The sequence below is a fragment of the Rhodanobacter sp. UC4438_H5 genome (assembly GCF_052978405.1).
This window is the reverse complement of record NZ_CM129672.1, coordinates 660,714-687,065: the sequence shown is the minus strand read 5'-3', so window position 1 is coordinate 687,065 and position 26,352 is coordinate 660,714. Positions and strand designations below refer to the sequence as shown.

General features: G+C 66.1%; 21 protein-coding genes. 12 read left to right on the top strand and 9 right to left on the bottom strand.

Annotated features, from left to right (window positions below; translation table 11 throughout):
* The first annotated feature begins 49 nt into the window (after positions 1–49).
* The 7 genes from ACVCL9_RS03050 to ACVCL9_RS03020 all read left to right on the top strand — a co-directional run bounded on the left by ACVCL9_RS03050 (position 50) and on the right by ACVCL9_RS03020 (position 7,233).
* Positions 50–2,533 (top strand): VirB4 family type IV secretion/conjugal transfer ATPase, encoded by a 2,484-nt coding sequence (locus ACVCL9_RS03050; protein ID WP_447099164.1) that lies wholly within the window; start codon positions 50–52, stop codon positions 2,531–2,533.
* A 17-nt stretch (positions 2,534–2,550) separates the two neighbouring features.
* The gene (locus ACVCL9_RS03045) at positions 2,551–3,330 is read left to right on the top strand and encodes a hypothetical protein (RefSeq protein ID WP_447099165.1); all 780 of its coding nucleotides are present in this window, start codon (positions 2,551–2,553) and stop codon (positions 3,328–3,330) included.
* Positions 3,331–3,397: 67 nt separating this feature from the next.
* The gene (locus tag ACVCL9_RS03040) at positions 3,398–4,483 is read left to right on the top strand and encodes a type IV secretion system protein (RefSeq protein ID WP_447099166.1); all 1,086 of its coding nucleotides are present in this window, start codon (positions 3,398–3,400) and stop codon (positions 4,481–4,483) included.
* The gene (locus ACVCL9_RS03035; RefSeq protein ID WP_447099167.1) at positions 4,483–5,043 is read left to right on the top strand and encodes a DUF4189 domain-containing protein; all 561 of its coding nucleotides are present in this window, start codon (positions 4,483–4,485) and stop codon (positions 5,041–5,043) included. Before ACVCL9_RS03040 ends, ACVCL9_RS03035 begins: the two co-directional genes overlap by 1 nt.
* A complete protein-coding gene (locus tag ACVCL9_RS03030) occupies positions 5,040–5,363 on the top strand; it encodes a hypothetical protein (RefSeq protein ID WP_447099168.1) in 324 nt (107 codons plus the stop codon). The genes ACVCL9_RS03035 and ACVCL9_RS03030 overlap by 4 nt, the downstream gene beginning before the upstream one ends.
* 50 nt (positions 5,364–5,413) lie before the next feature.
* Positions 5,414–5,899: a hypothetical protein gene (locus ACVCL9_RS03025; protein WP_447099169.1), complete on the top strand. Its 486-nt coding sequence runs from the start codon at positions 5,414–5,416 to the stop codon at positions 5,897–5,899.
* A gap of 71 nt (positions 5,900–5,970) precedes the next feature.
* Positions 5,971–7,233, top strand: coding sequence for an XVIPCD domain-containing protein (locus tag ACVCL9_RS03020; RefSeq protein ID WP_447099170.1), 1,263 nt, complete (start codon positions 5,971–5,973; stop codon positions 7,231–7,233).
* A gap of 5 nt (positions 7,234–7,238) precedes the next feature.
* Here ACVCL9_RS03020 and ACVCL9_RS03015 read toward each other — a convergent pair whose 3' ends face one another.
* The 7 genes from ACVCL9_RS03015 to ACVCL9_RS02985 form a co-directional block, all read right to left on the bottom strand.
* Positions 7,239–8,096: a ferritin-like domain-containing protein gene (locus ACVCL9_RS03015; protein WP_447099171.1), complete on the bottom strand. Its 858-nt coding sequence runs from the start codon at positions 8,094–8,096 to the stop codon at positions 7,239–7,241.
* 87 nt (positions 8,097–8,183) lie between these two features.
* Entirely contained in the window at positions 8,184–9,659 is a 1,476-nt protein-coding gene (gene purF / locus ACVCL9_RS03010; RefSeq protein ID WP_447099172.1) for an amidophosphoribosyltransferase, read from the bottom strand.
* Between the two features lie 30 nt (positions 9,660–9,689).
* On the bottom strand, positions 9,690–10,397 hold the full coding sequence (locus ACVCL9_RS03005) for a CvpA family protein (protein ID WP_447099173.1): 708 nt from the start codon (positions 10,395–10,397) through the stop codon (positions 9,690–9,692).
* 84 nt (positions 10,398–10,481) lie between these two features.
* Positions 10,482–11,510: an SPOR domain-containing protein gene (locus ACVCL9_RS03000; RefSeq protein WP_447099174.1), complete on the bottom strand. Its 1,029-nt coding sequence runs from the start codon at positions 11,508–11,510 to the stop codon at positions 10,482–10,484.
* Between the two features lie 76 nt (positions 11,511–11,586).
* Positions 11,587–12,861 (bottom strand): bifunctional tetrahydrofolate synthase/dihydrofolate synthase, encoded by a 1,275-nt coding sequence (folC, locus tag ACVCL9_RS02995; protein ID WP_447099175.1) that lies wholly within the window; start codon positions 12,859–12,861, stop codon positions 11,587–11,589.
* Between the two features lie 90 nt (positions 12,862–12,951).
* The gene (locus ACVCL9_RS02990) at positions 12,952–15,483 is read right to left on the bottom strand and encodes a heavy metal translocating P-type ATPase (protein ID WP_447099176.1); all 2,532 of its coding nucleotides are present in this window, start codon (positions 15,481–15,483) and stop codon (positions 12,952–12,954) included.
* A complete protein-coding gene (locus ACVCL9_RS02985; RefSeq protein WP_447099177.1) occupies positions 15,480–15,905 on the bottom strand; it encodes a heavy metal-responsive transcriptional regulator in 426 nt (141 codons plus the stop codon). The genes ACVCL9_RS02990 and ACVCL9_RS02985 overlap by 4 nt, the downstream gene beginning before the upstream one ends.
* Before the next feature lie 16 nt (positions 15,906–15,921).
* On the opposite strand from ACVCL9_RS02985, the gene ACVCL9_RS02980 reads away from it, so the two are divergent.
* The gene (locus tag ACVCL9_RS02980; protein WP_447099178.1) at positions 15,922–16,692 is read left to right on the top strand and encodes a YajG family lipoprotein; all 771 of its coding nucleotides are present in this window, start codon (positions 15,922–15,924) and stop codon (positions 16,690–16,692) included.
* A gap of 285 nt (positions 16,693–16,977) precedes the next feature.
* Here ACVCL9_RS02980 and ACVCL9_RS02975 read toward each other — a convergent pair whose 3' ends face one another.
* Positions 16,978–18,786 (bottom strand): FAD-binding protein, encoded by a 1,809-nt coding sequence (locus tag ACVCL9_RS02975; protein WP_447099179.1) that lies wholly within the window; start codon positions 18,784–18,786, stop codon positions 16,978–16,980.
* Positions 18,787–18,930: 144 nt separating this feature from the next.
* Here ACVCL9_RS02975 and ACVCL9_RS02970 point away from each other — a divergent pair, with 144 nt between their 5' ends.
* From ACVCL9_RS02970 to ACVCL9_RS02960, 3 genes are all read left to right on the top strand, one after another.
* Positions 18,931–19,782, top strand: a complete 852-nt coding sequence (locus ACVCL9_RS02970) for a LytTR family DNA-binding domain-containing protein (RefSeq protein WP_395117649.1) — start codon at positions 18,931–18,933, stop codon at positions 19,780–19,782.
* A 70-nt stretch (positions 19,783–19,852) separates the two neighbouring features.
* Positions 19,853–22,081 (top strand): penicillin acylase family protein, encoded by a 2,229-nt coding sequence (locus ACVCL9_RS02965; protein ID WP_447099180.1) that lies wholly within the window; start codon positions 19,853–19,855, stop codon positions 22,079–22,081.
* Between the two features lie 120 nt (positions 22,082–22,201).
* Positions 22,202–24,325, top strand: coding sequence for an AsmA family protein (locus ACVCL9_RS02960; protein WP_447099181.1), 2,124 nt, complete (start codon positions 22,202–22,204; stop codon positions 24,323–24,325).
* Positions 24,326–24,378: 53 nt separating this feature from the next.
* On the opposite strand, the gene ACVCL9_RS02955 is transcribed toward ACVCL9_RS02960, so the two are convergent.
* Positions 24,379–25,164 (bottom strand): DUF4349 domain-containing protein, encoded by a 786-nt coding sequence (locus ACVCL9_RS02955; RefSeq protein WP_447099182.1) that lies wholly within the window; start codon positions 25,162–25,164, stop codon positions 24,379–24,381.
* A gap of 214 nt (positions 25,165–25,378) precedes the next feature.
* Here ACVCL9_RS02955 and ACVCL9_RS02950 point away from each other — a divergent pair, with 214 nt between their 5' ends.
* Positions 25,379–26,308: a DMT family transporter gene (locus ACVCL9_RS02950; protein ID WP_447099183.1), complete on the top strand. Its 930-nt coding sequence runs from the start codon at positions 25,379–25,381 to the stop codon at positions 26,306–26,308.
* The last annotated feature ends 44 nt before the right edge of the window (positions 26,309–26,352 follow it).

Below are 26,352 nucleotides of genomic sequence, written 5' to 3'. Positions count from 1 at the left end.
ACGCGAACGCCGCCGCCGTCGTGCCGCGGAGTTCGCCGGACCAGGACTCATGCCCAAGCCAAAACCCGTATTCATGCCGGACACGCCCATCGCCGAGTTCCTGCCCCTGTCGACGCACGTGTCACCGACCGTGCTCAAGAGCACGGGCGGCGATTTCCTGCTGGTGTGGCGCCTGGGCGGGCTGCCCTTCGTGGGGCGCGAGGAATGGGAGATCGAGCACCGCCACAACACCTTCAATCGGCTGCTGCAAACCCTGCGCGCGCCCGACTTCGTCAACGTGGCGTTCTGGGTCCACGACGTGCGCCGGCGCCGGCGCCTGGATGACTGTAGCCGCTTCGTGCAGCCCTTCAACCAGGATCTGTCCGATACCTATTACAAGGGCTTGTCCGCGCAAAAGCTGATGCAGAACGAGCTGTATCTGACTCTGATGTACCGCCCCATCGTCAGCGGCAGGCGCTTCGTGGAGAAGTCGGCCGATCTCGCCCGCCTGGAGTCCGAACAGCGCGACGCGGTGAACACCGTGCTCGAACTGGCCGGAAACCTGGAAGCCGTGCTGAAGGATTACGCACCCAGCCGACTGGGCATGTACGAAGCGGCCAACGGCGTCGTGTTCTCCGAGGCGCTGGAGTTGTACGGCTACCTGCTCAACCGCATCGACGAACCGGTGCCCGTGCTCAGCGCCCCCGTGTTCGACTACCTGCCGGTCAGCAAGCAGCGCTTCTCGGCCAAAACCGGCGACTACGTGATCACCACGCCCGACGGCATCAATCACTTCGGCGCCATCCTCAACATCAAGGAATACACCGACGGGACCTACCCGGGCATCCTCAACAGCCTGAAGTACCTCGATTTCGAATACGTCATCACCCATTCCTTCAGCCCCATGGGCCGGCAGGATGCACTCAAGGCGCTGGATCGCACCAAGGGCATGATGATCTCCTCCGGCGACAAGGCCTTCAGCCAGATCGCCGAGCTCGACCACGCCATGGATCAGCTCGCCTCCGGCAATTTCGTGCTGGGCGAGTACCACTTCTCCATGGCCATCTATGCCGCCAGCCAGGAAGCGCTGTCGCAGCAGATCGCCAGCACCCGTGCCGAGTTGTCGAACGCGGGATTCGTCTCGGTCAAGGAGGATCTGGCCGTCACCGCGGCGTTCTACGCCCAGTTCCCGGGCAACTGGAAATACCGCACGCGCCTGGCCAACGTCAGCTCACTCAATTTCCTCGGCCTGTCGCCGCTGCACAACTTCGCCACCGGCAAGAAGGAGAACAACCCCTGGGGCGACTGCGTCACCACCCTGCAGACCACCAACGGGCAGGCGTATCACTTCAATTTCCACGCCACCCATCCGGCGGAGAACTCGCTCGGCGAGAAGGCCATCGCCAACACCATGGTCATCGGCAAGTCCGGCACGGGCAAGACCGCGTTGATCAACTTCCTGCTGAGCCAGGTGCAGAAATTGCAGCCTTCGCCCACGATTTTCTTCTTCGACAAGGATCGCGGTGCCGAGATCTTCGTTCGCGCCTGCGGCGGCAACTACCTCGCACTGGAAAACGGCAAGCCCACCGGCTTCAACCCTTTCCACTGCGAACGCAACGAAACCAACGTGCAGTTCCTGGCCGATCTGGTAAAGGTGATGGCCGGCAAGAGCGTCTACAGCTCGCGCGAGGAAGAGGACATCTTCCGCGCCGTCGAGAACATGCTCGATACGCCCATGCATCTTCGCACGTTGACCAACTTCCAGAAGAGCCTGCCCAACATGGGCGACGACGGCCTGTTCATCCGCATGCGCAAGTGGACGGCAGGCAATTCGCTGGGTTGGGTATTCGACAACCCGGTCGACACCATCGACCTTGAGAAAGCCAACATCATCGGCTTCGACTACACCGAGCTGATCGACAATCCCGAAGCGCGAGTGCCGGTCATCAACTATCTGCTGCACAGGCTGGAGGCGCTGATCGACGGGCGCCCGCTGATCTACGTGATGGACGAATTCTGGAAGATCCTCGACGGCAAGGGCGGCCTCAAGGAGTTCGCAAAAAACAAGCAGAAGACGATCCGCAAGCAGAACGGCCTGGGCATCTTCGCCACGCAAAGCCCCGAGGACGCGCTGGCCAGCGACATCGCCGCGGCGCTGATCGAGCAGACCGCCACGATGATCCTGCTGCCCAACCCGAACGCCAGCCGCGAGGATTACGTCGACGGCTTGAAACTGACCGACGCCGAATACCAGGTCGTCGTGAGCCTGGACGAGCGTTCACGTTGTTTCCTGGTCAAGCAGGGCCACGCCAGCGCGGTGTGCCAGCTGAACCTGCGCGGCATGGACGATGCCCTCGCCGTCATTTCCGCATCCACCGACAACATCGAGATCATGCACGAGGTACTGCGTGAATGTGCTGCCGCCGAAGGCGTCACCGTTGACGAACTGCGCCCCGAACAGTGGCTCGAGCGCTTCTACGAAAACCGCAGGGGCAGCGGGAAGCAAAAGCCCAACCAACCAACCCCGCGCACACCACGCGCCGCCGTTCGCTGAACGTGGAGAACCACCCCATGCACAACACACTGTCCACCAAATCGCCTTCGCTCAAGAATCGGTTCGGGCATCGGCTGATGTTGGCAACAGCCATCGGCTGCGCCCTGCTCGCGGGAAGCGTCAGCGCCCAGGTCGTCGTCGTCGATCCCGGAAGCATCGCGGCGAACGAACAGAGTTTCGCAGCCCAGCTCGCCAAGACGATCGAGCAGTACGCGAAACAGATCCAGCAGTACGAAACCCAGCTTCAGCAATATCAGCAGTTGCTGTCCAGCATCCAGGGCCTCAGCAACGGCTTATCACTTGCTCCCAACAAGCTGCAACGCGTCACCAACACCGATTCACTGATCCAAGGCAAGTGTTCAAACACTTCCAGCCCGGCGGGCTTGGTCAGCGGTGTCATGAACAGCATGTCTTCGTTGATGACCCAGTCCATCACCCAGACTCAGCGGATGATCTGCGGCCAGATCGTCGCCACGCAGATCCACAAGTACAACACGACGGTCGACATGCTCAACAAACTCAATAACTACAGCAGTCAGTTCCATCAGGTGGAAAGCATCGTCAAGTCGATAAGCACCGTCGCTGATACCGGACGAGCTGCTACACAGGTGGAGAAGTACAACAGTGCGGTCACCACTGAAATGGGGAACTGGCAAGCGCAGATGAAGGCCGACGATGCCATCATTGAAACGCTGCAGAATCAGCAGTCCATCCTTGGGCACGTTGCATTGAACGGCAACAGCACCGTTCTGGGTAATGTTATCCAAGCCTCTACCTTCGCCGCGGCTTTCCACTGAGCCGCGCGTGGGATGTCGGCACTCGGGGCCTGAACCCACATCTTCACATTGACAGGGAACGGCCGCGATGGGCTTCGTATATTTCGCACTGATCTACAAATGGTTGAGCGATCGGATCGATACCTTCGGGATGAATCTGATGGCTACGTTCATGACGTGGGCCAGCGCCGTCGCACTGGTGCTTGTCACGTTGTGGATCATGATCCAGGGCTATCGCATGATCACCGGCCAGTCGCGTGAGTCGATGATGGCCTTGGTCATGAGCATGACTCGAGTGGCGATCATCGTGACCGTCGCCACCACCATGAGCATTTTTGGCACCAATCTGCTCTCGTTCTTCACCACCGAACTGAGCACCGGCATCAACCAGATGTTCACCGGTGACAACAGCACGGCTGCGCAAACCATCGATGAAAACCTTGCCTGGACCCAACTGGCGCTGGGTGCCATCGATACCGTGCAAGTTGCCCCTGGCGACACCGAAACCATCAATCAGAAGAATCACGCACTGCTGATCGCCGGCCTTGGTACCGCCAGTCCGCCGATGGCTGCTGCCGCCATGCTGTTGCTGTACAAGTTCGCGCTCGCCCTGTTCATCGGCCTGGGGCCGTTGTTCATCCTGTGCCTGATCTTCGAGCAGACCAAATCACTGTTCCAACGCTGGCTGCTCTACGGCATCGGCACCGTTTTTTCCATGGCTGTGCTCGCCTTCGTGAGCTCACTCGTACTGCAGTTGTCCTTGCGGGTCGCCGCGGCGCTGTGGAGCGCCAACATCATCAACACGATCACCGGCCAGGGCGCCGAGGGATTCTCCACCCAAGCCTTGGAACAAGGTGGCCTCGGCCTGCTGTTGACCGTGCTGATCATCTCCGTGCCCCCGATGGCAGCGATGTTCTTCCAAGGAACGCTGGGCAATTTTCTGACCTACTCAGCGTTCGGCACGGGCGCCTCAAGTCGACTGGGACCGCAGGGGCAGCCACCGGGAAGTTATGGACACGGAGCGTCATCGCCGACTTTCGGGCAAGAAAGCCTTGGTCAGCGACCTGCCGGCAGCCCGCTCAATAGTGCCAATGGCAGTGTCCGCGGCACCCTCTCACCGAGTTCAGGCGCAACTGACACCGTCAAGCATCAGCCGATCGGGAGAAGCTCGTAATGATATCGATTTCGTTCCGATGGCTACTGATCGTGTTGTTGCTTTTGATGGCCGGCGCTGTCCATGGCGAGGGCGGCTGTCCGCCAGGTTTCCAACCCTCCGGGGCGGCACCCAGTCCCCAGGCTCCAGTCGCTTGCAGACCAATCCAGAACTACGAATACCAACAGCAAGCGCCGCGTCCGCCGCCGCCCCGCTGGATTCACCTCTCGGGAGCCATTGCCCTGGATTCGGAAAAAGGAATCTTTGGAACAGTCGGCTCCATGGATAATCAAGCCATCGCCGAGAGCACCGCAATCATGGACTGCAGGGGAAATGGCGGCTCAAACTGCGAAATAATCCGTTCATACACGGACGCCTGCGCTGCGATAGTGACTGGCTATGGATGGTATGCCGTAACCATAGACGCAACTTCGAATGAAGCCATTCAATCCGGCATGGACATGTGTGCAAATGACAAAATCCGCGGCTGCCACGTCTACTACAGCGAATGCAGCCTGGCAATTGATGTTCAGAAACGCATGCTCTCAATACCAGTCCCATACAGCGGAGGTATGCCATGAAGTTGCCCATCTCTCTCGCCGCCTTGATGATCGGCGTCACTACCGCCTTCACTATTGCTCCCGCCCGCGCTCAAAGCGTCGACCCATGCGCGGTCTACACCTGCATGGCAGGCATGTCCGGTGAAGGTGCCACGGGTGGTGCGGCCTGCGCACCAGCTACTGCGTTCTTCTTCAGCCTGGTGGTATTCGATCCGTACTTCGACGCGCCGGCAACTTCCCAGTTGCGGCGTCAATACCTGATGACCTGCCCCGGCGCCAACGTCGCCACCAACGCCGCCATCCTGAACGCCATCATCGCCCAGTGGGGCACCGTGCCGTAGAGCACAACAAGCGTCTCCACTTGTGATTGACCTTTGAGGATCCGACAACCATGAAGCCCTTGCGCTCCCTGTCCCTGCTCATTTTCTGTGTCGCAGCGTCCGCTTGCCATTCTTCGCAGCAAGCCACTACTGGCGCAACAGCCGCGCCTGGACGAGCCACTGCGTCCGCAAAATCTGATGCAGAGGCATCCCTCGACAACGTGCACAAGGGCATGGCGTACGCCGACTTCCGCACCGCCCTGCTCGTCGATGGCTGGCGACCGGTAGTGGACCTGAAATGCAAGGCCAATGTGGTGGGTGGTGCCTACAAGGAGCTTTGCGCAAAAGGTTTGGACTCGTGCAAAGCCTGTGACGAGTTGCCCGAACTGGGCGCCTGCAGTGGCGATGCGGTCTGCCTGATGCACTTTCAGGATGCAGCGACCCATCGCCAGCTTGACGTGAGTACATACGGCGACCTCGGTGATCGAAACGTTCATGGCGTGGATTCACAACTGGGTGTGACGGGCTGGACTGTGTCGTCGACGGCGTTGCATTGATCGACTAGCGACGCAGAAGCAAGCCGCTCCTGTCGAGCTTGGGCACGAAGAAACCTCTCAGGGAGATTTCAATGAGCAATCCGTTGTTGGATTTGATCGTCCGTGGTGAGTCCGGTGCCGCTGGCTACAACGCCTACAACCGCGGCACTTACGTCGATCTGCATGGCGGCAAGCATATTCGCGGTCCAAGCGGCGCAATCGACTTTTCCAGCCTGACCGTGGGCCAGGTACATGATCTGCAACATCTTCGAGGCGACGACCCTCACCGGGTGTTCGCGGTCGGCAGGTATCAGGTGATTCCCTCCACCATGGACGGCGCGATCACCAAGCTGAACCTGGATCGCGATCTACCGTTCTCGACGGCCCTGCAGGATCGAATCTTCTCGGAGTATTTGATCGTCGACAAACGGCCAGCCATTCACGGATATGTCACCGGCCAACCGGGAATCACTTTGGAGGCCGCCCAGCGAAGTCTGGCGGCGGAATGGGCCAGTTTCGGTGATCCGGATCAAGGCGGCGCCAGCCATTATGGCGGCGCCAACCACGCCAGTATCACCCTGGCGCAATCGGCAAGCGCCCTGAACCAGATGCGGACCACGTATCAGGCCGACATCGCCTGCGGCTTCTCGCCGTCCGAAGCGTGGAAGCACGTCACCGCCAGCGATCACCAGCGCTCGTCCTCCGATGACGAATCACCGTCGAACCACCTGCGACGCCAAGGCAATCACGGTGATGCCGTGCGAACCTTGCAGAGCACACTGGCCGCCTTGGGTTACTGCGATGCTCACGGTCGCTCACTGAAATCCGACGGCGACTTTGGCTCGAACACCCATTCTGCGGTCGTGGCTTTCCAGCGCGAACATCACTTGGCAGTCGACGGCAAGGTCGGCCCGCGAACGCAACACGCGCTTGATCTGGCCTTGCGACAAAAGGATCGCGTCGCCACCACGTGGCTAGACGATCTGCGCCACCCGGATCACGCGCTGTACCAGCAGGCACTGGCAGGCGTGCACAGGATCGATGCGCAGCTCGGCCGACACTCTGACACGCGCAGCGAGAATCTTGCCGCCGCCATCGTTGTCGCCGCGCGCCGCCAAGGCCTGGGTCGCATCGACCAAGTGGTACTGTGCGAAGACGGTGAGCGTGCGTTCGTGCTGCAGAACGGATTGCCTGCGCGAATGGCCCACGTGCAAACCGCCGACGCGGTACACACGTCGATCATGGACAGCAGCGTCGCCTGGACGCAGGCGAACCAACAGGCGGCATGCCGAAGCGTGTCGGCACAAGCACAGGCTGTCCCCGTGTCCCCGGTTCCGCAAGCAATCGGACGTTGAGCCCGTTACGCCTGGTTGCGCGTTGCTGACCGATCGACCGGTTCGCGATGTTCGTGTGCTCCCGCCGCGAGACTGGCGAGCCTGTCCAGTTCTTGCGCCGTGAAGCCTGCCTCGATACGTGCCGGGCGATTGAACGGCCCGCGCAGGTCGACACCCATGTACTCGCGGATCAGGCCGAAGAAGGTTTCCACCGGGTCGATGCCGTCGCGCTCGCAGCAATGCAGATACCAGCGCGTGCCGGCGGCGACGTGGGCGACTTCTTCGCGCAGGATCACTTCGAGAATGGCCACCGTGGCTTCGTCGCCCAGCTGGCGCAGGCGCTCGATCATGCCCGGCGTCACATCCAGCCCGCGCGCTTCGAGCACGCGCGGCACCAGTGCCATGCGCGCGGTGTCGTTGTCGGCGGTTTTCTCGGCCATTTGCCACAGGCCGTCGTGGGCGTCGAAATCGCCGTAGGCGTGGCCCAGCTCGCCCAGCCGCGCGGACAGCATCGCGAAGTGACGCGCTTCGTCGTGGGCGCAGCTGGCCCAGTCGCGGTAATAGTCGTGCGGCTTGCCGCGGAAGCGGTAGACCGCGTCCCAGGCGAGGTTGATCGCGTTGAACTCGATGTGCGCCACCGCATGCACCAGGGCAATGCGGCCTTCGGCACTGCCCAGCCCGCGCTGCGGCAGCTGGCGCGCATTGACCAGCCGCGGCCGTTCGGGACGGCCGGGCGGGCCGATCGGTTCGGGCGCAGGCGATGACGCATCGGCCTGCAATTCGCCGCGCTCGAAGGCGCGCCACGTCTCACGCGTCAGACGCAACTTCTCGTCGGGCTCGCTGGCGTCAAGGCAGGCTTTGGCGGCGGCATGCAGATCGGACATGGGTTTCCCTGCAGGAGCGCACCCTGTGCGCGACGCTTTTCCCGAATCCCGGCAGAAAAGCATCGCGCACAAGTGCGCTCCTGCGGTTTACACGGCGCGCCGCGCAGCCTTGGCGTCGTCGGAGCGCAGCATCTGGATCTGTTCCAGGTACTGGTCGTCCAGGCCGGTGACGTATTCGCCGGAGAAACACGAGGTATCGAAGTGCTCGAGGTTCGCGTTGCCGTCGCGCACCGACCACTCGAGATCCTTGAGGTCCTGGTAGATCAGCCAGTCGGCGCCGAGCAGCTTCTCCACTTCCTGCTCGGCGCGACCGGCAGCGACCAGCTCGCTGGTCGAGGGCATGTCGATGCCGTACACGTTCGGGTAGCGCACCGGCGGAGCGGCGGAGGCGAAGTAGACGTTCTTCGCCCCGGCATCGCGCGCCATCTGGATGATCTGCTTCGAAGTGGTGCCGCGCACGATGGAATCATCCACCAGCAGCACGTTCTTCTTGTTGAACTCCAGGCCGATCGCATTGAGCTTGCGGCGCACCGATTTCACCCGCTCGCCCTGCCCCGGCATGATGAAGGTGCGGCCGATGTAGCGGTTCTTGACGAAGCCCTCGCGGAACGGCACGCCGAGCACGCCGGCCAGCGCGCTGGCGGCGGTGCGCGCAGTGTCGGGGATCGGGATCACCGCGTCGATGCCGTGGTCGGGGCGCTCGCGCAGGATTTTCTCGGCCAGCTTCTCGCCCATGCGCAGACGCGCCTTGTATACCGAGACGTCCTCGATCATCGAGTCCGGCCGCGCCAGGTAGACGTACTCGAAAATGCACGGCGTGTGCACCGCGCCCTCGGCGCACCGGCGGCTGTGCAACTGGCCCTGGTCGGTGATGATCACCGCCTCGCCCGGCATCACGTCGCGCAACCGCTTGAAACCCAGCACGTCCAGCGCCACCGATTCGGAGGCCACGGCGTACTCGTGCCCTTCGGCGGTAACGCGCTCGCCCAGCACCAGCGGGCGGATGCCGTGCGGGTCGCGGAACGCGACCAGGCCGTAACCCAGCAGCAGCGCGATGCAGGCGTAGCCGCCGCGGGCGCGGGCATGCACGCCGGCCACGGCCTTGAAGATGTGGTCGGGAGTCAGCTCCATGCGGTCCTGGATCTGCAGCTCGTGCGCGAGCACGTTGAGCAGCACCTCGGAATCGGAATCGGTGTTGATATGGCGACGGTCGCCTTCGAACATCTCGCGCCGCAGTGCGTCGGTATTGACCAGGTTGCCGTTGTGCGCGAAGGCGATGCCATACGGCGAATTGACGTACAGCGGCTGCGCCTCGGCCGAACCTTCCGAACCGGCCGTGGGATAGCGGCAATGGCCGATGCCGATACGCCCGCGCAACTCGCCCATCGCCCGCTGGCCGAACACGTCGCGCACCAGGCCGTTGCCCTTGTGCAGGCGCAGGCGCGAGCCCTCGACCGTGGCGATGCCGGCCGCGTCCTGGCCGCGATGCTGCAGCACCGTCAAGCCGTCATAAAGCGCCGACGCCACTTCCGTGGTACCGACGATGCCGATGATTCCGCACATGATGGATGGCCTGTTTCGGGAATGCTGATTCTATGGTTGCCGCGCGGGCGGCGGCGTGCTGGCGGCGCTGGCCGGCGCAGCGGGAGCGCCTTGCCGTCCGGAAATGGGGGCGTGCAGCCGCTCGCTCAAGCCGTCCACCCGCTTGAGCAGTTCGGCCGGAGCCACGCGCTCGAGCAGGCTCGGCGCTGTCGACGAGCCGGCCGGCCCGTGCGGCAGCACCGGCGCCGACTTGAGCTTGTCCAGCACTGCATCGGGATGCAGGTGATCGCCCACGCTGGCCGGGATGTTCTGCCCCAGCCACGCTGCGGCGCCCTGGAACTGCGGCAGCAGCACCGATTGTTGCCACCACGATTCGCGCGTCACCGCAGTAAGCCCCACCAGGAAAACCAGGATGGTGACCACCAGTGCGCCACGCACGAAACCGAACAACACGCCCAGCAGTCGATCGATACCGCTCAGGCCGGTGCTCCAGATCAGCCGTCGGGCGGCAAAGCGCACGAGCATGCCCAGCAACAGGATGCCGAAGAAGCAGATCGCGTAGCCGAGTCCGATCCGCGCCATGGGCAGCGAGATCGAATTCTGGAACAAGGCCGCCACATCCGGCCCGAACACCGCCGCCATCCAGAAGGCGGCGATCCAGGTGGCCAGCGACAACACCTCCGCCACCAGTCCGCGCATCAGGCCGATCAGCACCGACAGCGCAAGGATGGCCAGAATGATTCCGTCGAGCCAGTTCATCCGTTCAACCGGCTCGCGCGGACGCCGCGCCCGGCATATGACTGCGTCGCCGGCGTACCTTCATCACCGCGGCCGCGGTGTCGTTCAGGGCACCGAAACGACATTGCCGTCGATGCCCAGCTTGGCCTTGATCTGGTCGTGCACGCGCTGGGCATCGGCACGCTGGGTCTGCGGGCCGGCGCGCACGCGCCACAGGGTACGGCCACCGGACTGCACCGAGTCGACGAAACCGTCGAAGCCGGCCGCGCGCAACTTGTCGCGCAAGGCGGTCGCGTCGGCCTGGCTGCTCACCGCCGCCAGTTGCACCGCCCAGCCGCCGGCCCTGGCGGCATGGGTGGCCGTCGGCGTGGTGCTCGTGGACGTCCCCGCGGCATCGCCGTCCTGCTCCACCTTGGCCGGCACGCCGGGAATCGCCTGGGTGATCTTCAGGCGCGCCGCCTCGGCGGCCGTGCGCGTTTCGAATGGACCGGCGGTGACCAGCGTGCGCGACTGCCCGGCCCGCGTGATCACGCGGCCCGATACCGGGTAGCCCAATGCGCGCACCCGGCTCTGCAACTTTGCCGCGCCACTGGCGCTGGCGTAGGCGCTGAGGTTGATCGTGTAGCTGCCGTGTGCCGCAGCCGCCGCGACCGGTGCCAGCGCGGGTGCGGGCGTCGGCTCGGCCGGTTTGGCCGCCGGCCGGGTCGGCTCGCTGGCCGGCGCGGGTTTCGCTGCGACCGTGGCTTTCGGCATCGGCGCGGCACCCGTGTCGCGCTGCGGGATCACCGGTTGCGCCGGCGAGGTGCCGCTGCCAGTCGTCACCGTGGTCGGCGCGGGCGTCCGGCCTGCCTGGGGGTCGAGTTCCACGTCGCGCGGGCGGTTCGAGTCGATGGTGACCGTGGCGATGCGGTCGCCCGACGCCGCGGCGGTCGCCGCGCCGGCCGGCACGCTGGCGGCGGCGGACGGGTCGAGGCTCATCGTCCTGGTTTGCAGGTCGCGGTCGGGCGCAGGCGGAATGGCCAGGCTCACCGAGCGGTCACCGCCGGGGGTGGGCGGGCTGTCGGTGAAGAACATCGGCACAAAGATGACCGCCAACGCTATCAGGACGGCAGCTCCCAGCAGGCGTGTTTTCAAGTTTTCGCTCCCAGGCGGCGAACGCGATGCGCAATATGGCGATTATACCTGCCGGCGCCCGGCGCCATGCGGCGGCTCACGGCGCATGTTCAGCCATCACCGCGCTGGCGACGAAAAACGAGCCGAACGCCAGGATGCAGTCGCCCGGCTGCGTGGCCTGGCGTGCCGCAGCCAGCGCGGCAGCCACGTCGGGATGGGCGTCGAACGATGCTTGCGGCAAGGTGGCTTTCAGCTTCTCGGACAGCGCCGCCACGTCCATGCCACGCGGCGAAACCTGCTCCAGCCCGGCCAGATGCCAGTGCGCGATGCGCGCACCCAGCGCGCCGATCACCCCGGCCACGTCCTTGTCGGCCAGCGCACCATAGACGGCATGCACTGCGCCGTGCGCCGATGCGTCCAGCCACTCGGCCAGCGCCCGCGCGGCCTGCGGATTGTGGCCCACGTCCACGAACACCGGCGGCTCGCCGCCCAGCGCCTGCAGTCGCGCCGCGATCCGCACGTCGTGCAGGCCGGCGCTGGCCGCGGCGAACAGGGTGCTGGGCGAGAACGCCTCGTCGCCCAACGCATGCAACGCAGCGATCGCGGCGGCGGCGTTGGCGTGCTGCACCGGCGCGGCGAGATAGGGATCGGGCAACTCCATCGCACTGCCGTCGCGATGGCGCCAGCGCCAGCCGTCCTCGTGGCGCTCCACGCTGAAATCGATGCCGGCGCGCTCGACCTGCGCGCCACGTTCGGCCAGCGCTGCAAGCAGGCCATCGGGCGGATCGAGCTGGCCCACGATCGCCGGCCGACCGCGGCGCGCGATGCCGGCCTTCTCGCGGCCGATGCTGTCGCGGTCGGGGCCCAGCCACTCCATGTGGTCCAGATCCACGGTGGTGATCACGGCCACGTCCGCATCGATGATGTTGACCGCGTCGAGCCGGCCGCCCAGCCCCACCTCGAGCACCGCCACGTCGACACCGGCGCGGGCGAACAAGTCCACCGCCGCCAAGGCGCCGAACTCGAAATAGGTCAGCGGAATCTCCGCGCGCGCCGCCTCGATGCGTTCGAACGACTCGATCAGCGCGGCATCGGTGACCGGCACGCCCTCGATGCCGATGCGCTCGTTGTAGGCCAGCAGATGCGGCGAGGTGAAGGCGCCGACGTGCCAACCGGCCGCCTTCAGCATCGCCTCCAGCAGCGCCACGGTCGAACCCTTGCCGTTGGTGCCGGCCACGGTGATCACCCGCGGCGCCGGCCGCGGCGCGCCCATGCGCTGCCATACCTCGCGCACGCGATCGAGCCCCAGTTCGATGGTGTGCAGGTTGACGCGATCCTGATAGCTCAACCACTCGGCGAGGGTGCGGGGCATGAACGGGTTACTCGATGAACAGGCGAAGGGGTCGCCCATTGTCGCCGAACCCGGCGCAGGAACGCACCGATCAGACAGCCGGCACTGCCCTCACAATCCCGCGCCACGCAGCCGCAGCGCGTTGCTCACCACCGACACCGAGCTCAGGCTCATCGCCAGCGCGGCGATCATCGGCGACAAGGTGATGCCGAACCACGGATACAGCACGCCGGCCGCCAGCGGCACGCCGACGGCGTTGTAGACGAAGGCGAAGAACAGGTTCTGGTGGATGTTGCGCACGGTGGCCTGCGACAACCGGCGCGCGCGCACGATGGCGCCGAGCTCGCCCTTCACCAGCGTTATCTGCGCGCTCTCCATCGCCACGTCGGTGCCGCTGCCCATCGCGATGCCGACATCGGACGCGGCCAGTGCCGGCGCGTCGTTGATGCCGTCGCCGGCCATTGCCACGCGACGGCCTTCGGCGCGCAACGCGTTGACCACGGCGGCCTTGTCGGCGGGCGAAACGTCGGCATGCACCTCGTCGATGCCCAGCGTGCGCGCCACCGACTGCGCGGTGGTGGCGTTGTCGCCGGTGAGCATCACGATGCGCAGCCCGGCGGCATGCAGCGCCTGGATGGCGGCGGGCGTGTCCGGCTTGATGCGGTCGGCTACCGCCAGCAGCGCGGCGAGGGTGCCGTCGACGGCAAGGAACATTACGGTGGCGCCGTGCTGACGCAGTCGTTCCGCGCGGGCATTGGCGTCGGCGCTGATGGCGGCGCGCGACTCGTCCATCAGCCTGGCATTGCCCAGTGCCACCCTGCGGCCATCCACCGTCGCGCTGACGCCGCGGCCGGTCAGCGAGCGGAACTCCGTGGCCGCCGGTGCCGCCACGCCTTCGGCCTCGGCGGCAGTGACGATCGCGCGGGCCAGCGGATGCTCGCTCGGCCGCTCCAGTGCGGCGGCCAGCGCCAGCAGGTGTTCGCGCGGCTGGTTGCCGAGGACCACCAGTTCGGTCAGTGCCGGCTTGCCTTCGGTCAGCGTGCCGGTCTTGTCCACCACCAGGGTGTCGATGTCGCGCAGGGATTCGATCGCGCCGGCGTCCCTGAACAGCACGCCATGCTGCGCGCCACGCCCGCTGGCGACCATGATCGAGATCGGCGTGGCCAGGCCCAGCGCGCACGGACAGGCGATGATCAGCACCGACACCGCCGCGATCAGTGCATGCGTCAGGCGCGGTGCCGGCCCCACCATCGCCCAGATGGCGAACGCCAGCACGGCCGCCACGACCACCGCCGGCACGAACCACGCGGCGACCTTGTCGGCCACGCGCTGCAGCGGCGCGCGGCTGCGCTGCGCGGCCGCCACCAGCGCCACGATCTGCGCCAGCATGGTTTCGCCGCCGACCTTCTGCGCGCGCATGGTCAGCGCGCCATCCTGATTCACGGTGCCGCCGGTGAGCGCATCCTCCTTGGCCTTGACCACCGGCATCGGCTCGCCGGTGAGCATCGATTCGTCGACATGGCTCTCGCCCTCGATCACCACGCCATCGACCGGCACCTTCTCGCCGGGGCGCACGCGCAGCACGTCGCCGGCCTGCACTTGCTCCAGCGGGACGTCGGCCTCGCTGCCGTCGGCAGCGATCCGCCGCGCGGTTTTCGGCGCCAGCCCCAGCAGCGCCTTGAGCGCCGCGCCGGTGCGCCGCCGCGCGCGCAGCTCCAGGAAATCGCCCAGCGTGACGAGGGTGACGATCACCGCTGCCGATTCGAAATACACCGCAACACGACCATGCGCATCGCGGAACCCCGCCGGGAAAATCCCCGGCAGCAGGAACGCCACCGCGCTGTACAACCATGCCACGCCGGTGCCCAACGCGATCAGCGTGTACATGTTCGGCGACCACGGTTTCAGCGAGCGCCAGCCGCGCGCGAAGAACGGCGCGCCGCCCCACAGCACCACGACGCTGGCCAGCACCGCCTCGACCCACGCGGCCACGCGATCCCACGGCGCGGGCAGATGCCAGCCAAACAGATGCGGCCCCATCGCCAGCGCAAACACCGGCAGGGTCAGCGCCACCAGCCACCGGAAACGCCGCGTCATCGCCAGCAGCTCGCCGCCGTCGTCCTCGTCCAGCGAGGGCATCATCGGCTCCAGCGCCATGCCGCATTTCGGGCAAGAGCCGGGGCCGACCTGCTGCACTTCCGGGTGCATCGGGCAGGTGTAGATCGCGCCCGCAGGCGCGGCCGGCGCGGGTTTGCGTTCGCCCAGGTACGCGGCCGGGTCGGCCACGAACTTCTCGCGGCAGCGCGCGGAGCAGAAGTGATACGGATGGCCGTCGTGGTCGGCGCGGTGCTTCGCGGTGTGCGGGTCCACGCTCATGCCGCAGACCGGGTCCTTCGCCAGGTGTGCGCCATGCGCAGCCCCGTGTGAGGCGTGGTCATGATGGTGCGCCGCAGGCTGGGCCAGGTAACGCGCCGGTTCCGCCTCGAACCTGGCCTTGCAGCCGCCGCAGCAGAAATGGAAGGCCTGCCCGTCGTGCATCGACTGATGTTTCGACGTGGCCGGATCGACCGTCATGCCGCAAACCGGGTCAATCACCGCCGAAGGCGTGTCGTCGCCACCGTGGCAGCAGGCATGCGCGTTCATGGCGACACCTCCTCACCGCTGAGCGCGCGCAGGATCGGGCATTGCTCCGGCTTGCCGTGCCCCGGGCACGACGCCACCAGCTCCGCCAGGCCATCGCGCACCCGCTGCAGCTCGGCGATACGCTGCTCGATCGCCGCCAGCCGCTTCTGCGCACGCTGCTTCACCGCTTTCACCCCGCGCCGGCGATCTGCCGACAGCGCGAGCAGTTCGCGGATCTCTTCCAGCGTGAAGCCCAGATCCTTGGCACGGCGGATGAAGCGCAGCTGCGTCACCGCGCCCTCGCCGTAACTGCGATAGCCGGAGGCACGCCGCTGCGGCTCGGGCAACAACCCTTCGCGCTCGTAATAACGGATCGTGTCGATCGCCACGCCGACGCGCCTGGCGACGGCACCGATGGTCAGGGAGGAGGCTTGCGTGTTCATGGGCATAGTCTAGACCTTGGATCAAGGTCAAGAGTCAAGCATCAGCTTCCCTTTCGTCGCGACATTTGCGACAACTCTCCCGTTCCATTCAGATCCACGACATCATCGCTACAGGGGAAAACGCATGAAGCATCTCGTTCACGGCCTCGTCGCCGTCTTTGTCCTTGCCCTCATCTCAGGCTGCGCAACCACGCGCACCCGGATGTCGCTCGACGTGCCATCGCCGGGTTCAGCGGTAGTCAGCGGCGGCAAACCGGTGGTCATCGACGCCATCCATGACGTGCGCGTGTTCGAAACCGATCCGGACGACCCCAGCACGCCATCCTTGAAGAAGGGCGCCAGCTACGCGCTGGATGCAACGCAACGCAAGCAGGCCATCGCGCGCAAGCGTGGCGGCTTCGGAAAGGCATTCGGCGACATCCTGCTCAAGCCCGGCCAGAACGTGGAGTCGGTGACCCGGCAGTTGTTGACCAATGCATTTGCCAGCCGCGGCTACAGCGTCGTGGATGCAGCCAGCGCCCCGGCGAATGCGCCACATGTCAGCGTCGACATCCGCCAATTTTGGGCGTGGTTCACGCCCGGGTTCTGGAGCGCCAGCATCGAGGCAAAGCTGGACACCTTGCTCAAGATCGACAGCCCGCAGGGGCATCGCCAGGTGACCGTGAAGGGATACGGCCACAACTCCATCCAGGTCGCTCGCGAAGCCAACTGGCAACTGGCCTACCAGCGTGCATTCGAGGATTACCTGAAACAGTTCGCCGACGCCGCCAACAACAACGGGCTCTGAGTCAGGCGTAAAAGCCATAAGAACGCCATCTGCGTCACTGGAGGACAGGAGGCGGCGTGCATACGCGCCGCGTGAAGGTGTTGAACCCCTCTCCCCTCGGGAGAGGGGTAGGGGCGAGGGGCGGCGGAAGCGCGCGCTGGGGACCCCGAACCCTCATCCATCGCTTTGCGCCATCTTCCCCAGGAGGGAGGTGAAGTGCTTGCCCGCCGAAGCAAGCTGTCCTCAGATCACTAAGACAGCTGCTCGGCCTACATCCTCGTCTTCCCTTCTGAACTCGATATCCGGTCAATCCTTGCGCACGAACCCCTCGCCGCTCCAACCCTCGCTGCCCACGCCGTGGTGGACGAAGAACAGGCCGTCGGGATCGTAGCGGCGCTTCACGGCGAGCAGCTTCGGGTAGTGGGTGCCCCAGAACGCGGCCTGCCAGTCGCGCTGGAAGTAATCGCTCTCGGAGACGTAGGCACCCGCGTTCGGCGCGACCTTGCGCAGGGCGGCCATCGCCGTGCCGATGCTGGCGGCGGCGCGCTGCGCCTCCGCCAGATCCGGTTTCGGCATGCCCGGAAAGGCCGGTGCACCGCCGCCGGCGATGATCGCCAGCGCAAACGCATCGAGCACCTGCGGGTTGGTCGCGGTGTCTCTCGCTGCGGCGATTTCCGTCGCGGGCGCGCCGGCCAGTCCCTTGTTGAAATGCAGGCCCACGCTCCATTCGCGCGCGGCGTCGAACAGCGCATCGACCAGTGCACCCTGGCGATCCTCGTGCAGCAGCGTGGCCGGCAACCACGCCGACTGGTAGGCGTGCAGGAACCAGGCCGCCTCCCCCACATTGGTCGCCCAGTAGGCATGGTGCTTCGGCGCGCCGGGCCGGTTGTCCGCCACCATCACGCCGGGCGCATTCTGGCGCATGAAATCCACGTCCCACATGCGTTGCGCCGGCATCGCAAAGATCTTCATCGGATCGGCGTAGCGATATTCCACGCGCGCCTTCACCCAGTCGAGAAACGGCGCCCAGACCTTTTCCATCTGCGCCTGATCCAGCCCGTGGCACAGCATGCTCAGTTCCAGCTTGCGGCCGCTGAAGCCCATCTGCTCGCCCCAGTGCGGATTGAACAGGTCGCTGCGATAGAATGCGATCGCCCGCGCGATCAGCGCGCGATAGGCGGCATCGGTGGTGGCCTCGATCGTGCCGAACACGCCACCGAAGAACGCCGGCAGCTCGCGCGTGCGCAGGGTCAGGCGCGTGACCACGCCAAGGCTGCCGCCGCCGCCACCCTTGAGGCCCCAGTACAGCTCCGGATTCGTGCAGGCGTTGGCGATGCGCACCTGGCCGTCGGCGGTGACGACTTCGGCTTCCAGCAGGCCCGCCGCCGCGGTGCCGTAATGCTTGGAGAAGCTGCCGAAGCCGCCGCTCTGCACCAGCCCGGCCACGCCCACCGTGGTGCAGCCGCCGCCCTGCACGTAGCGGCCGCCCCTGGTGGTTACCGCGTCGTAGGCGTCGATCCACATCGCGCCGGCGCCGATGCTCACCGCCGGCTGTGCGGCCTGCTTGCCCGCGCAGCCGTGGCCGACGAAGGCATCGTGCAGGGTCACGTCGTGCATGTGCCGCGTCCACACCAGCAGGGAGTCGGGCGCGTTCGAGGTGCCCTGGTAGCTGTGGCCGCCGCCTTTCACGACGAGCCGCAGATGATGCCGACGGGCAAAGTTCACCGCGGCGACCACGTCGGCCGTGCTCTCGGCGGCCACGGCGTACGTGCTGGGCTGCGAGGCCCAGGCATCCAGCCAGCCGCTGGTCTGGGTCAGCGCGGGGTTGTCGCCGACGTAGAACGGATTCTTGATCTGCGCCAGCGCCTCGGCCCGGGCAGCGGCAGTCGCCCCCGGCGCGAATGGCGATTGCAGTTTCAGCAGGCGTCCGCCGACCTGCTGTCTCAGCGTTTCCCAGGCGTCGGCGTCGGGCCACGCCGGATCGCCCGGCCGCACCCGGCGCAGCAATCGGGAAAGATGGTTGCGGGTACCGGCCAGCGCCCGGGCGACCGGCGACAGCGCCAAGGGCAGGAGCGATGCGGCGACAGCGGCCTTGAGCAGATCGCGGCGGTTCATGGGCGTTCCGATGGTGGGGTCGAGGGCTCCATCTTGCAGCGCCTCCGGCCGCGCTGTCGCCCGCCAGGTGACGGATCGACCCGTCACGGGGACGGACGGCAGGGCTGCGGGGACGGGTCGCGGGGCTTTGCGTAGAATCGCCGGATGAACGAACGCCCCGGCCTCAGCTTCGACGATTTCCAGCGCTGGCGGCGACCCATCGAAGTCGGCTTCTGGGTGGCCCTGGTCATCCTCAACGCCGGATTCAATGCGCTGGTTGCGCTGACCGACCATCCCGACGTGGACACGTGGAAACCCTGGGTGTGGGAGTTCAGCAGCGCCCTCCTGATCCTGGCGCTGATCCCGTTCGTGATCGCGCTGGAACGCCGTTGGCCGTTCCGCGTCGATACCTGGCGGCACAGCCTGCCGCGCCACCTGCTGGCCACGGTCCCGTTCAGCCTCATCCATGTCACCGGCATGGTGGCGCTGCGTCGGCTCTGTTACGCGCTGGTCGGTTCCCACGACCAGTTCGGCGCGCACTACGGCTACGAGTATCTGAAGGACATCCGCACCTATTTCGTCATCATCGCGCTGCTGTGCCTGTCGCGCCTGTGGCTGATCCGCTGGCAGGGCGAGGCGCGCTTGCTGGCCGCCCCCGACGAGGGACAGCCGGCCGAACCGGTCGAGCGGCCCGAACGCTTCCTGGTGCGCAAGCTGGGGCGGGAATTCCTGCTCAATGCCAGCGAGGTCGAATGGCTGCAGGCCTCGGGCAATTACGTGAACCTGCATGTGCACGGTCGCGACTACCCGCTGCGCAGCACCATGGCGGCGATCGAGGAGCGGCTGGACCCGGCGCGTTTCGTGCGCGTGCACCGGGGCTATTTCGTCAATCTCGACTACCTCGCCCAGATCGAGCCCTTGGATACCGGCGACGCCCGCCTGACCATGCGTGACGGTGCCACCATCCCCTGCAGCCGACGCCACCGTGCTGCCTTGCGCGAGCGTTTCGGCGGCTGAGCGGGCGACAGCGCGGTGCGGGCGGAATGGGCTACGCTGGGCAGAACGGTCGGTCATCAAGGGGCAACAGATGAATACACGCATCCTCGGCGGCATCGCGCGGGCGCACAGGGCGTCGATCGTGCTGGTCATCGCCGCACTGCTGACATGGAGCCTGCTGCAAACCGCCACCGCGGCCACCCCGGAGCAGTCGCGCTGGGAGCGCCAGGCGCAGGCGGTGACGATCACCCGCGACGACTGGGGCATCGCCCACGTGCACGGCAAGACCGATGCGGACGCGGTGTTCGGCATGGCCTACGCCCAGGCCGAGGACGACTTCAACCGGGTCGAGACCAACTACCTGATCGCGCTGGGCCGGCTGGCCGAGGCGAAGGACGCCGACGACTCTGCGCTGTGGCAGGACCTGCGCCAGCGCCTGTTCATCGATCCGGCCGAGTTGAAGAAGCTGTACGCGCAAAGCCCGCGCTGGCTGCGCCAGCTGATGGACAGCTGGGCCGACGGGCTCAACTACTACCTCGCCACCCATCCCGACGTGCACCCGCGCGTGCTCACCCGCTTCGAGCCGTGGATGGCGCTGTCCTTCACCGAAGGCAGCATCGGCGGCGACATCGAGCGGGTGGAGCTGGCACCGCTGAAGGCGTTCTATGGCAGCCCGGCCGACGCGCCGCTGGCCCAGGTGCACACGCAACCCAGCTGGATCGAGCCGACCGGCTCCAACGGCATCGCGATCGCGCCGAAGCTCACCGCCGACGGCCACGCGCTGCTGCTGATCAACCCGCACACCTCGTTCTTCTTCCGCTCCGAACTGCAGATGTCCAGCGACGAGGGGCTGAATGCCTACGGCGCGGTGACCTGGGGCCAGTTCTTCATCTACCAGGGCTTCAACCCGCACGTGGGCTGGATGCATACCTCGACCGGCGTCGACGTGGTCGACGAGTTCGCCGAGACCATCGTGCACCGGGACGGCAAGCTGTTCTACCGCTACGGCAAGGAACTGCGGCCGGTGACGTCACGCCAGATCACCTTGTCGTATCGCGACAAGAGCGGCGCGCTGGCGCAGCGCACGTTCACCGCGCACTTCACCCATCACGGCCCGATCGTGCGCGAGGCGGACGGCAAGTGGATCGCCGAAGCACTGATGAACAAGCCGATCCCCGCGCTGGAGCAGAGCTGGCTGCGCACCAGGACGCATGATCTCGCCAGCTACATGAAGGTCGCCGAGCTGAAGGCGAACTCGTCCAACAACACCTTGTTTGCCGACGACAAGGGCGAGATCGCCTTCCTGCTGCCGCAATTCGTGCCCAGGCGCGACAACCGCTTCGACTACACCAAACCCGTGGACGGCAGCGATCCGGCCACCGACTGGCAGGGCCTGACGCCGCTGGACCAGCTGCCGCAGGTGGTGAACCCGCCCAATGGCTGGACCTTCAACACCAACAACTGGCCGTATTCCGCCGCCGGCGCGTACAGCCCGAAGCAGGCCGACTACCCGCGCTACATGGACACCTTCGGCGAGAACCCGCGCGGCCTGCACGCGATCCGCCTGCTCACCGACATCAGGCAGGTCACCCTGCCCTCGCTGATCACCGCCGCGTTCGACTCCTACCTGCCCGCGTTCGCGCGCCAGTTGCCGATCCTGATCGCCGACTACGACGCGCTGCCCGCCGACGATCCCCTGCGCGCGAAACTCGCCGGGCCGATCCAGTTGCTGCGCGACTGGGACTACCGCTGGGGCATCGCCTCGATGCCGACCTCGCTGGCGGTGTTCTGGGGCGATACGCTGTGGGACGAAGTGAGCAAGGCCGACACCGCCGAAGGCCTGTCGATCTACGACCGGATGGCCGCCAAGGCCGGCGCCAAGGCGCGCCTCCATGCGCTGGTCGAAGCCTCCGACCGGCTGACCCAGGACTTCGGCAGCTGGGGCGTGCCGTGGGGCGAGATCAACCGCTTCCAGCGCATCAACGGCGACATCGTGCAGAAATTCGACGACGCCAAGCCCAGCATCCCGGTGCCGTTCACCTCCTCGCGCTGGGGTTCGCTGGCCTCGTTCGGCGCGCATCGCTGGCCGGGTACCAAGCGCTACTACGGCACCGGCGGCAACAGCTTCGTGGCTGCCGTCGAATTCGGGCCGAAGGTGCATGCGCGGGCGATCACCGCCGGCGGCGAAAGCGGGCACCCCGATTCTCCGCACTTCAACGACGAGGCGGAGCGCTACACCACCGGCAACCTGCGCACCGTGTACTTCTGGCCGGAACAATTGAAGGGCCACACCGAACGCAGCTATCACCCCGGCGGGTAAAAGCTGAACGGCAACGACGGTCGAGCACATAACCTTGTCATCGACCTGGTTATGACTTCCGTGGAATGACCTGCGCATGCGCCAACCCGGTGCGCAGGTCGCGGACCGCGGAGCGAACCCATGAAGCGTGGCACCCAGTCACTGGTGGTGATCGGCAGCGTCGTGCTGGCGTTGCTCGTGGTGGCACTGATCGTCATCGCCACGTTCGACTGGAACCGGCTGCGGCCGTTCATCGGCGACAAGGTCAGCCAGGCGATCGGCCGGCCCTTTTCCATCAACGGCGACCTCACGCTGGACTGGCGCCGGGACCGCAGCCGCAGCGGCCCCGCCGCCTGGGTGCCGTGGCCCGAGTTCACCGCGCGTGACATCCGCATCGCCAATCCCGACTGGGCCGCGCAAACGCCATTCGCACAGCTGGATGCGCTGCGCTTCCGGCTCTCGCCGTGGGCGCTGCTGGTGCATCGCATCGAGGTACCCAGCGTGCAACTGGTGAACCCCAGCATCGACCTGGAGCGCGACAAGGACGGTCGCGCCACCTGGCACTTCAATCCACCGAAGAAATCCGGGCCGTCGGCATGGCATCTGGACGTGGGCTCGGTCGGTTTCGACCACGGCGTGATCCGGCTGGATGACGCGGTCACGCAGACCAGGCTCAAGGTCGCCGTGAAACCGTTGCAGGCGGCGATTCCCTACGACGACATCGTGGCGCAACAGAGCGCCGACGCCCGCAAGCAGGCGCAGAAGACCACCGGCAAGGCCGCCGCCAAGGCGCCGGAAGTGCCCAGGGACAAATCGGCCAGCGCGACCAGCTACCAGTTCGCCTGGCAAGCCAGCGGCACGTACCAGGGCGGTGCGCTCACCGGCGAAGGCAAGACCGGTGCCGTGCTGGCGTTGCAGGACGCCAGCCAGCCCTTTCCGGTGCAGGCCGACGTGCACATCGGCGACAGCCACATCGCCCTGGTCGGCACGCTGACCGATCCGCTGCAACTGGGCGCGCTTGATCTGCGCCTGTGGTTCTCCGGCAGCAGCATGGCCAAGCTGTACCCGCTGACCGGCATCACCCTGCCCGATACGCCGCCCTACGCCACCGAGGGCCACCTGAGCGCCAGGCTGGGCGAGGGCTCCGGCCGCTATCACTACCAGGACTTCCGCGGCCACGTCGGTGGCAGCGACCTCGCCGGCGACCTGTTGTTCGTCACTGGCGGCGAACGACCGAAACTGAGCGGCAAGCTGCATTCGAACCTGCTGCGCTTCGCCGACCTGGCGCCGCTGATCGGCGCCGACTCCAGCACCGCCAAGGTCGATCGCCCCGACACCTCGCAGCCGGTCGACAAACTGCTGCCGGTGGCGCCGTTCCGCACCGGGCGCTGGCGAACCATGGACGCCGACGTGGATTTCAGCGCCGCCCGCATCGAACACGGCGAGGCGCTGCCGATCGACTCGCTGCGCACCCACCTCGTGCTGAAAAGCGGCGCGCTCTACCTCGACCCGCTGACTTTCGGCGTGGCCGGCGGCACCGTGCGCAGCAACATCACCCTCGACGGCAGCCGCGCGCCGATGCCCGGCGTGCTGGAACTGCATGCGCGCCATCTGAAGCTGAAACAGTTGTTCCCGCAGTTCTCGCCGATGCGCACCAGCTTCGGCGAGATCAACGGCGACGCCAACCTCACCGCCGAAGGCAATTCCATCGCCGCCCTGCTCGGCAGCGCCGACGGCGAGCTGAAGCTGCTGATGAACGACGGCGCGATCAGCAAGACGCTGCTGGAAACCGCCGGCCTCAACGTGGGCAACATCATCATCGGCAAGCTGTTCGGCGACAAGACGGTGGAGATCAACTGCGCCGCCACCGACATGGTCGCGAAGCACGGCCTGTTCGACATGCGCCTGTTCGTGTTCGACACCGACGACGCGCTGATCAAGGTGGATGGCACGGTGAATCTCGCCAGCGAGAAACTCGACCTCGACGTGAAACCGCACACCAAGGGCCTGCGCATCCTATCCCTGCGCTCGCCGCTGTATGTTCGCGGCACGCTCAAGCACCCCGACGTCGGCGTGCAGAAGGGTCCGCTGCTGCTGCGCGGCGCCGGCGCCGTGGCCCTGGGCGCCGTCGCCGCACCGGCGGCCGCGCTGATCGCGTTGATCGCGCCCAGCCACGAAAACGAGGACAGCGGCGAGAACACCTGCCGCGCGGTGCTGATGCAACTGCGTGGCTCGGGCCAGAAGACTCAATCAAGCAGGAAATGACCATCTGTCGGCGGTTTCACCGCACGACCGAACCGTCCGCCAACCGGCAACGTTCAGTGCAGCTGCCGTCCGGAGCGGGTGAACCGGCGCCATAGCCGGCGCCACAGCATCGCCAGCGGGAAGGCCAGAATCAGAAAGGGCAAGCCGTAGCCGAGCAGCCCCAACGCATCGACCACGCCGTCCGCCACCTCGTCGGGCAAGCCGGAAAAGCCGATACCGATACGCCCGCTGCGGGCATCGCTACTGTCGAACTCCAGTTCGAGCCGATTGGTATCCAGCCGGCGCTGCTGATTTGCCCCAGCGGCCTGCAGCGATTGCAGTTGGCTTTCCACCGAGGCCTGCTCGTGGCTGAGCGCGATCAGATCGGCAACGGCCATGTCCTTGCGCGCGGCGAGGTCCGCCAGATGTTGGGCTTGCTTTTCCAGCAAGTCGCGCTGACGCCGGTTGTCGGTGACGACATCGGCGAGATCCTCGGCCCGGGTCTGCCGGTATCCGACCGTGCCGTCTTGAGATGCCAGCTTCGCCATCGGCTCAACGCCATCTGGCACGATTCGCACGACCAGCGATGCCGAGTGCTCATCCTGCCGGATGCGCAGAACGTTGCAGGCACCGAATCGATCCGACTCGCAAGCCTGCCGGGCCGCCGCCAGGCGATCGGCAATTTTCGCTTCCGGCAGTTTGATCCGCAGCGTGTGCTCATAAGCCAGCATCGCCCCGGACTTCGACTGCTCTCCGCTGACCGGTGCTGGCGAGACCTCCTGCTTCTTCGAGCACCCGCAGATCGCCTGCAGCACACCCAGCAGCAACAGCGCCATGCAGACAGAGCGGAAGCTGGACATGCGATTCCCCAAGGCAGTCAGGTCGGGTCAATCTGCCACAGCGGCAGACAAACTCAAACCACGTGGCGTCGAAGCGCGAGCGCACCGTACCGCGGTGCCCCACGCTTCGTCCCGACACCCAAAGGCATCGCGCACAGGGTGCGCTCCTGCACGGGCACGCGAGTCGTGCCAGGCATGGCGCTAGAATGCCGCGACTTCCCTTGCGCGTACGCCCATGCACCCCGTCAATCAGGCTCGTCTGCAGATTCATTTCTGCGTGTTGCTGTGGGGCTTTACCGCGATCCTGGGCAAGCTGATCACCTTGCAGGCGCTGCCGCTGGTGTGGTGGCGCATGCTGCTGGTAACCGGTGCGCTGCTGCTGGTGCCGCGGGTGCGGCGCCAGTTGCGGGCGATGTCATGGCGGCTGATCGGCGCATATGCCGGCATCGGCGTGCTGGTGTCGCTGCACTGGCTGACCTTCTATGCCGCGATCAAGCTGTCCAATGCCTCGGTGGGCGCCACCTGCATCGCGCTGGGGCCGGTGTTCCTGGCCTTCATCGAGCCGTGGCTCGCCAAGCGCAAATTCGATCCGCGCGAATTGCTGATCGGCGTGGCGGTAGTGCCGGGCGTGGTGATGGTGGTCGGCGGCGTGCCGGTGGACATGCGCATCGGCATCGCGGTGGGCGTGCTGTCGGCGCTGTTCGTGGCGCTGTTCGGCTCGCTCAACAAGCGCATGGTCGAATCGGGCGATCCGCTGACGGTGACCTTCATCGAGCTGGGCACCGGTACCGCGTTCCTCACCCTGCTGGCGCCGCTGCTGCCGCACCAGGGCGCGCTGTTCGTGCTGCCGAACCTGCACGACGCGCTGCTGCTGCTGGCGCTGGCGTTCGGCTGCACCCTGCTGCCGTTCACGCTGGCGCTGGTGGCATTGCGCCACATGACGGCGTTCGGCACCCAGATGGTGACCAACCTGGAACCGGTCTACGCGATCGTGCTGGCGATCGTGCTGCTCGGCGAGCAGCACGAACTCGATCACTGGTTCTATCTCGGCGTGGCGGTGATCCTCGCTGCAGTGTTCGTGCATCCGCTGCTGCATCGCAAGCAGCGCGTCACCACCCAGCCGGAGCTGCTTGGCACCACCGAAAGCCACAGCATGGTCGACTGAGCGAACCTCGCGCACTACGCTGCCACGGCGCGCCAGCGTTGATT

Excerpts from the sequence above, each read along its gene's own strand:
- ACVCL9_RS03045 (WP_447099165.1), top strand. The coding sequence starts at position 2,551 with ATGCACAACACACTGTCCACCAAATCGCCTTCGCTCAAGAATCGGTTC.
- folC (WP_447099175.1), bottom strand. The coding sequence starts at position 12,861 with ATGCCCCGCACCCTCGCCGAGTGGTTGAGCTATCAGGATCGCGTCAAC.
- ACVCL9_RS02990 (WP_447099176.1), bottom strand. The coding sequence starts at position 15,483 with ATGAACGCGCATGCCTGCTGCCACGGTGGCGACGACACGCCTTCGGCG.
- ACVCL9_RS02965 (WP_447099180.1), top strand. The coding sequence starts at position 19,853 with ATGAATACACGCATCCTCGGCGGCATCGCGCGGGCGCACAGGGCGTCG.
- ACVCL9_RS03025 (WP_447099169.1), top strand. The coding sequence starts at position 5,414 with ATGAAGCCCTTGCGCTCCCTGTCCCTGCTCATTTTCTGTGTCGCAGCG.
- ACVCL9_RS03035 (WP_447099167.1), top strand. The coding sequence starts at position 4,483 with ATGATATCGATTTCGTTCCGATGGCTACTGATCGTGTTGTTGCTTTTG.
- ACVCL9_RS03015 (WP_447099171.1), bottom strand. The coding sequence starts at position 8,096 with ATGTCCGATCTGCATGCCGCCGCCAAAGCCTGCCTTGACGCCAGCGAG.
- ACVCL9_RS02950 (WP_447099183.1), top strand. The coding sequence starts at position 25,379 with ATGCACCCCGTCAATCAGGCTCGTCTGCAGATTCATTTCTGCGTGTTG.
- ACVCL9_RS03050 (WP_447099164.1), top strand. The coding sequence starts at position 50 with ATGCCCAAGCCAAAACCCGTATTCATGCCGGACACGCCCATCGCCGAG.
- ACVCL9_RS02970 (WP_395117649.1), top strand. The coding sequence starts at position 18,931 with ATGAACGAACGCCCCGGCCTCAGCTTCGACGATTTCCAGCGCTGGCGG.
- ACVCL9_RS03020 (WP_447099170.1), top strand. The coding sequence starts at position 5,971 with ATGAGCAATCCGTTGTTGGATTTGATCGTCCGTGGTGAGTCCGGTGCC.
- ACVCL9_RS02975 (WP_447099179.1), bottom strand. The coding sequence starts at position 18,786 with ATGAACCGCCGCGATCTGCTCAAGGCCGCTGTCGCCGCATCGCTCCTG.
- purF (WP_447099172.1), bottom strand. The coding sequence starts at position 9,659 with ATGTGCGGAATCATCGGCATCGTCGGTACCACGGAAGTGGCGTCGGCG.
- ACVCL9_RS03005 (WP_447099173.1), bottom strand. The coding sequence starts at position 10,397 with ATGAACTGGCTCGACGGAATCATTCTGGCCATCCTTGCGCTGTCGGTG.
- ACVCL9_RS02985 (WP_447099177.1), bottom strand. The coding sequence starts at position 15,905 with ATGAACACGCAAGCCTCCTCCCTGACCATCGGTGCCGTCGCCAGGCGC.
- ACVCL9_RS02955 (WP_447099182.1), bottom strand. The coding sequence starts at position 25,164 with ATGTCCAGCTTCCGCTCTGTCTGCATGGCGCTGTTGCTGCTGGGTGTG.
- ACVCL9_RS03030 (WP_447099168.1), top strand. The coding sequence starts at position 5,040 with ATGAAGTTGCCCATCTCTCTCGCCGCCTTGATGATCGGCGTCACTACC.
- ACVCL9_RS02960 (WP_447099181.1), top strand. The coding sequence starts at position 22,202 with ATGAAGCGTGGCACCCAGTCACTGGTGGTGATCGGCAGCGTCGTGCTG.
- ACVCL9_RS03040 (WP_447099166.1), top strand. The coding sequence starts at position 3,398 with ATGGGCTTCGTATATTTCGCACTGATCTACAAATGGTTGAGCGATCGG.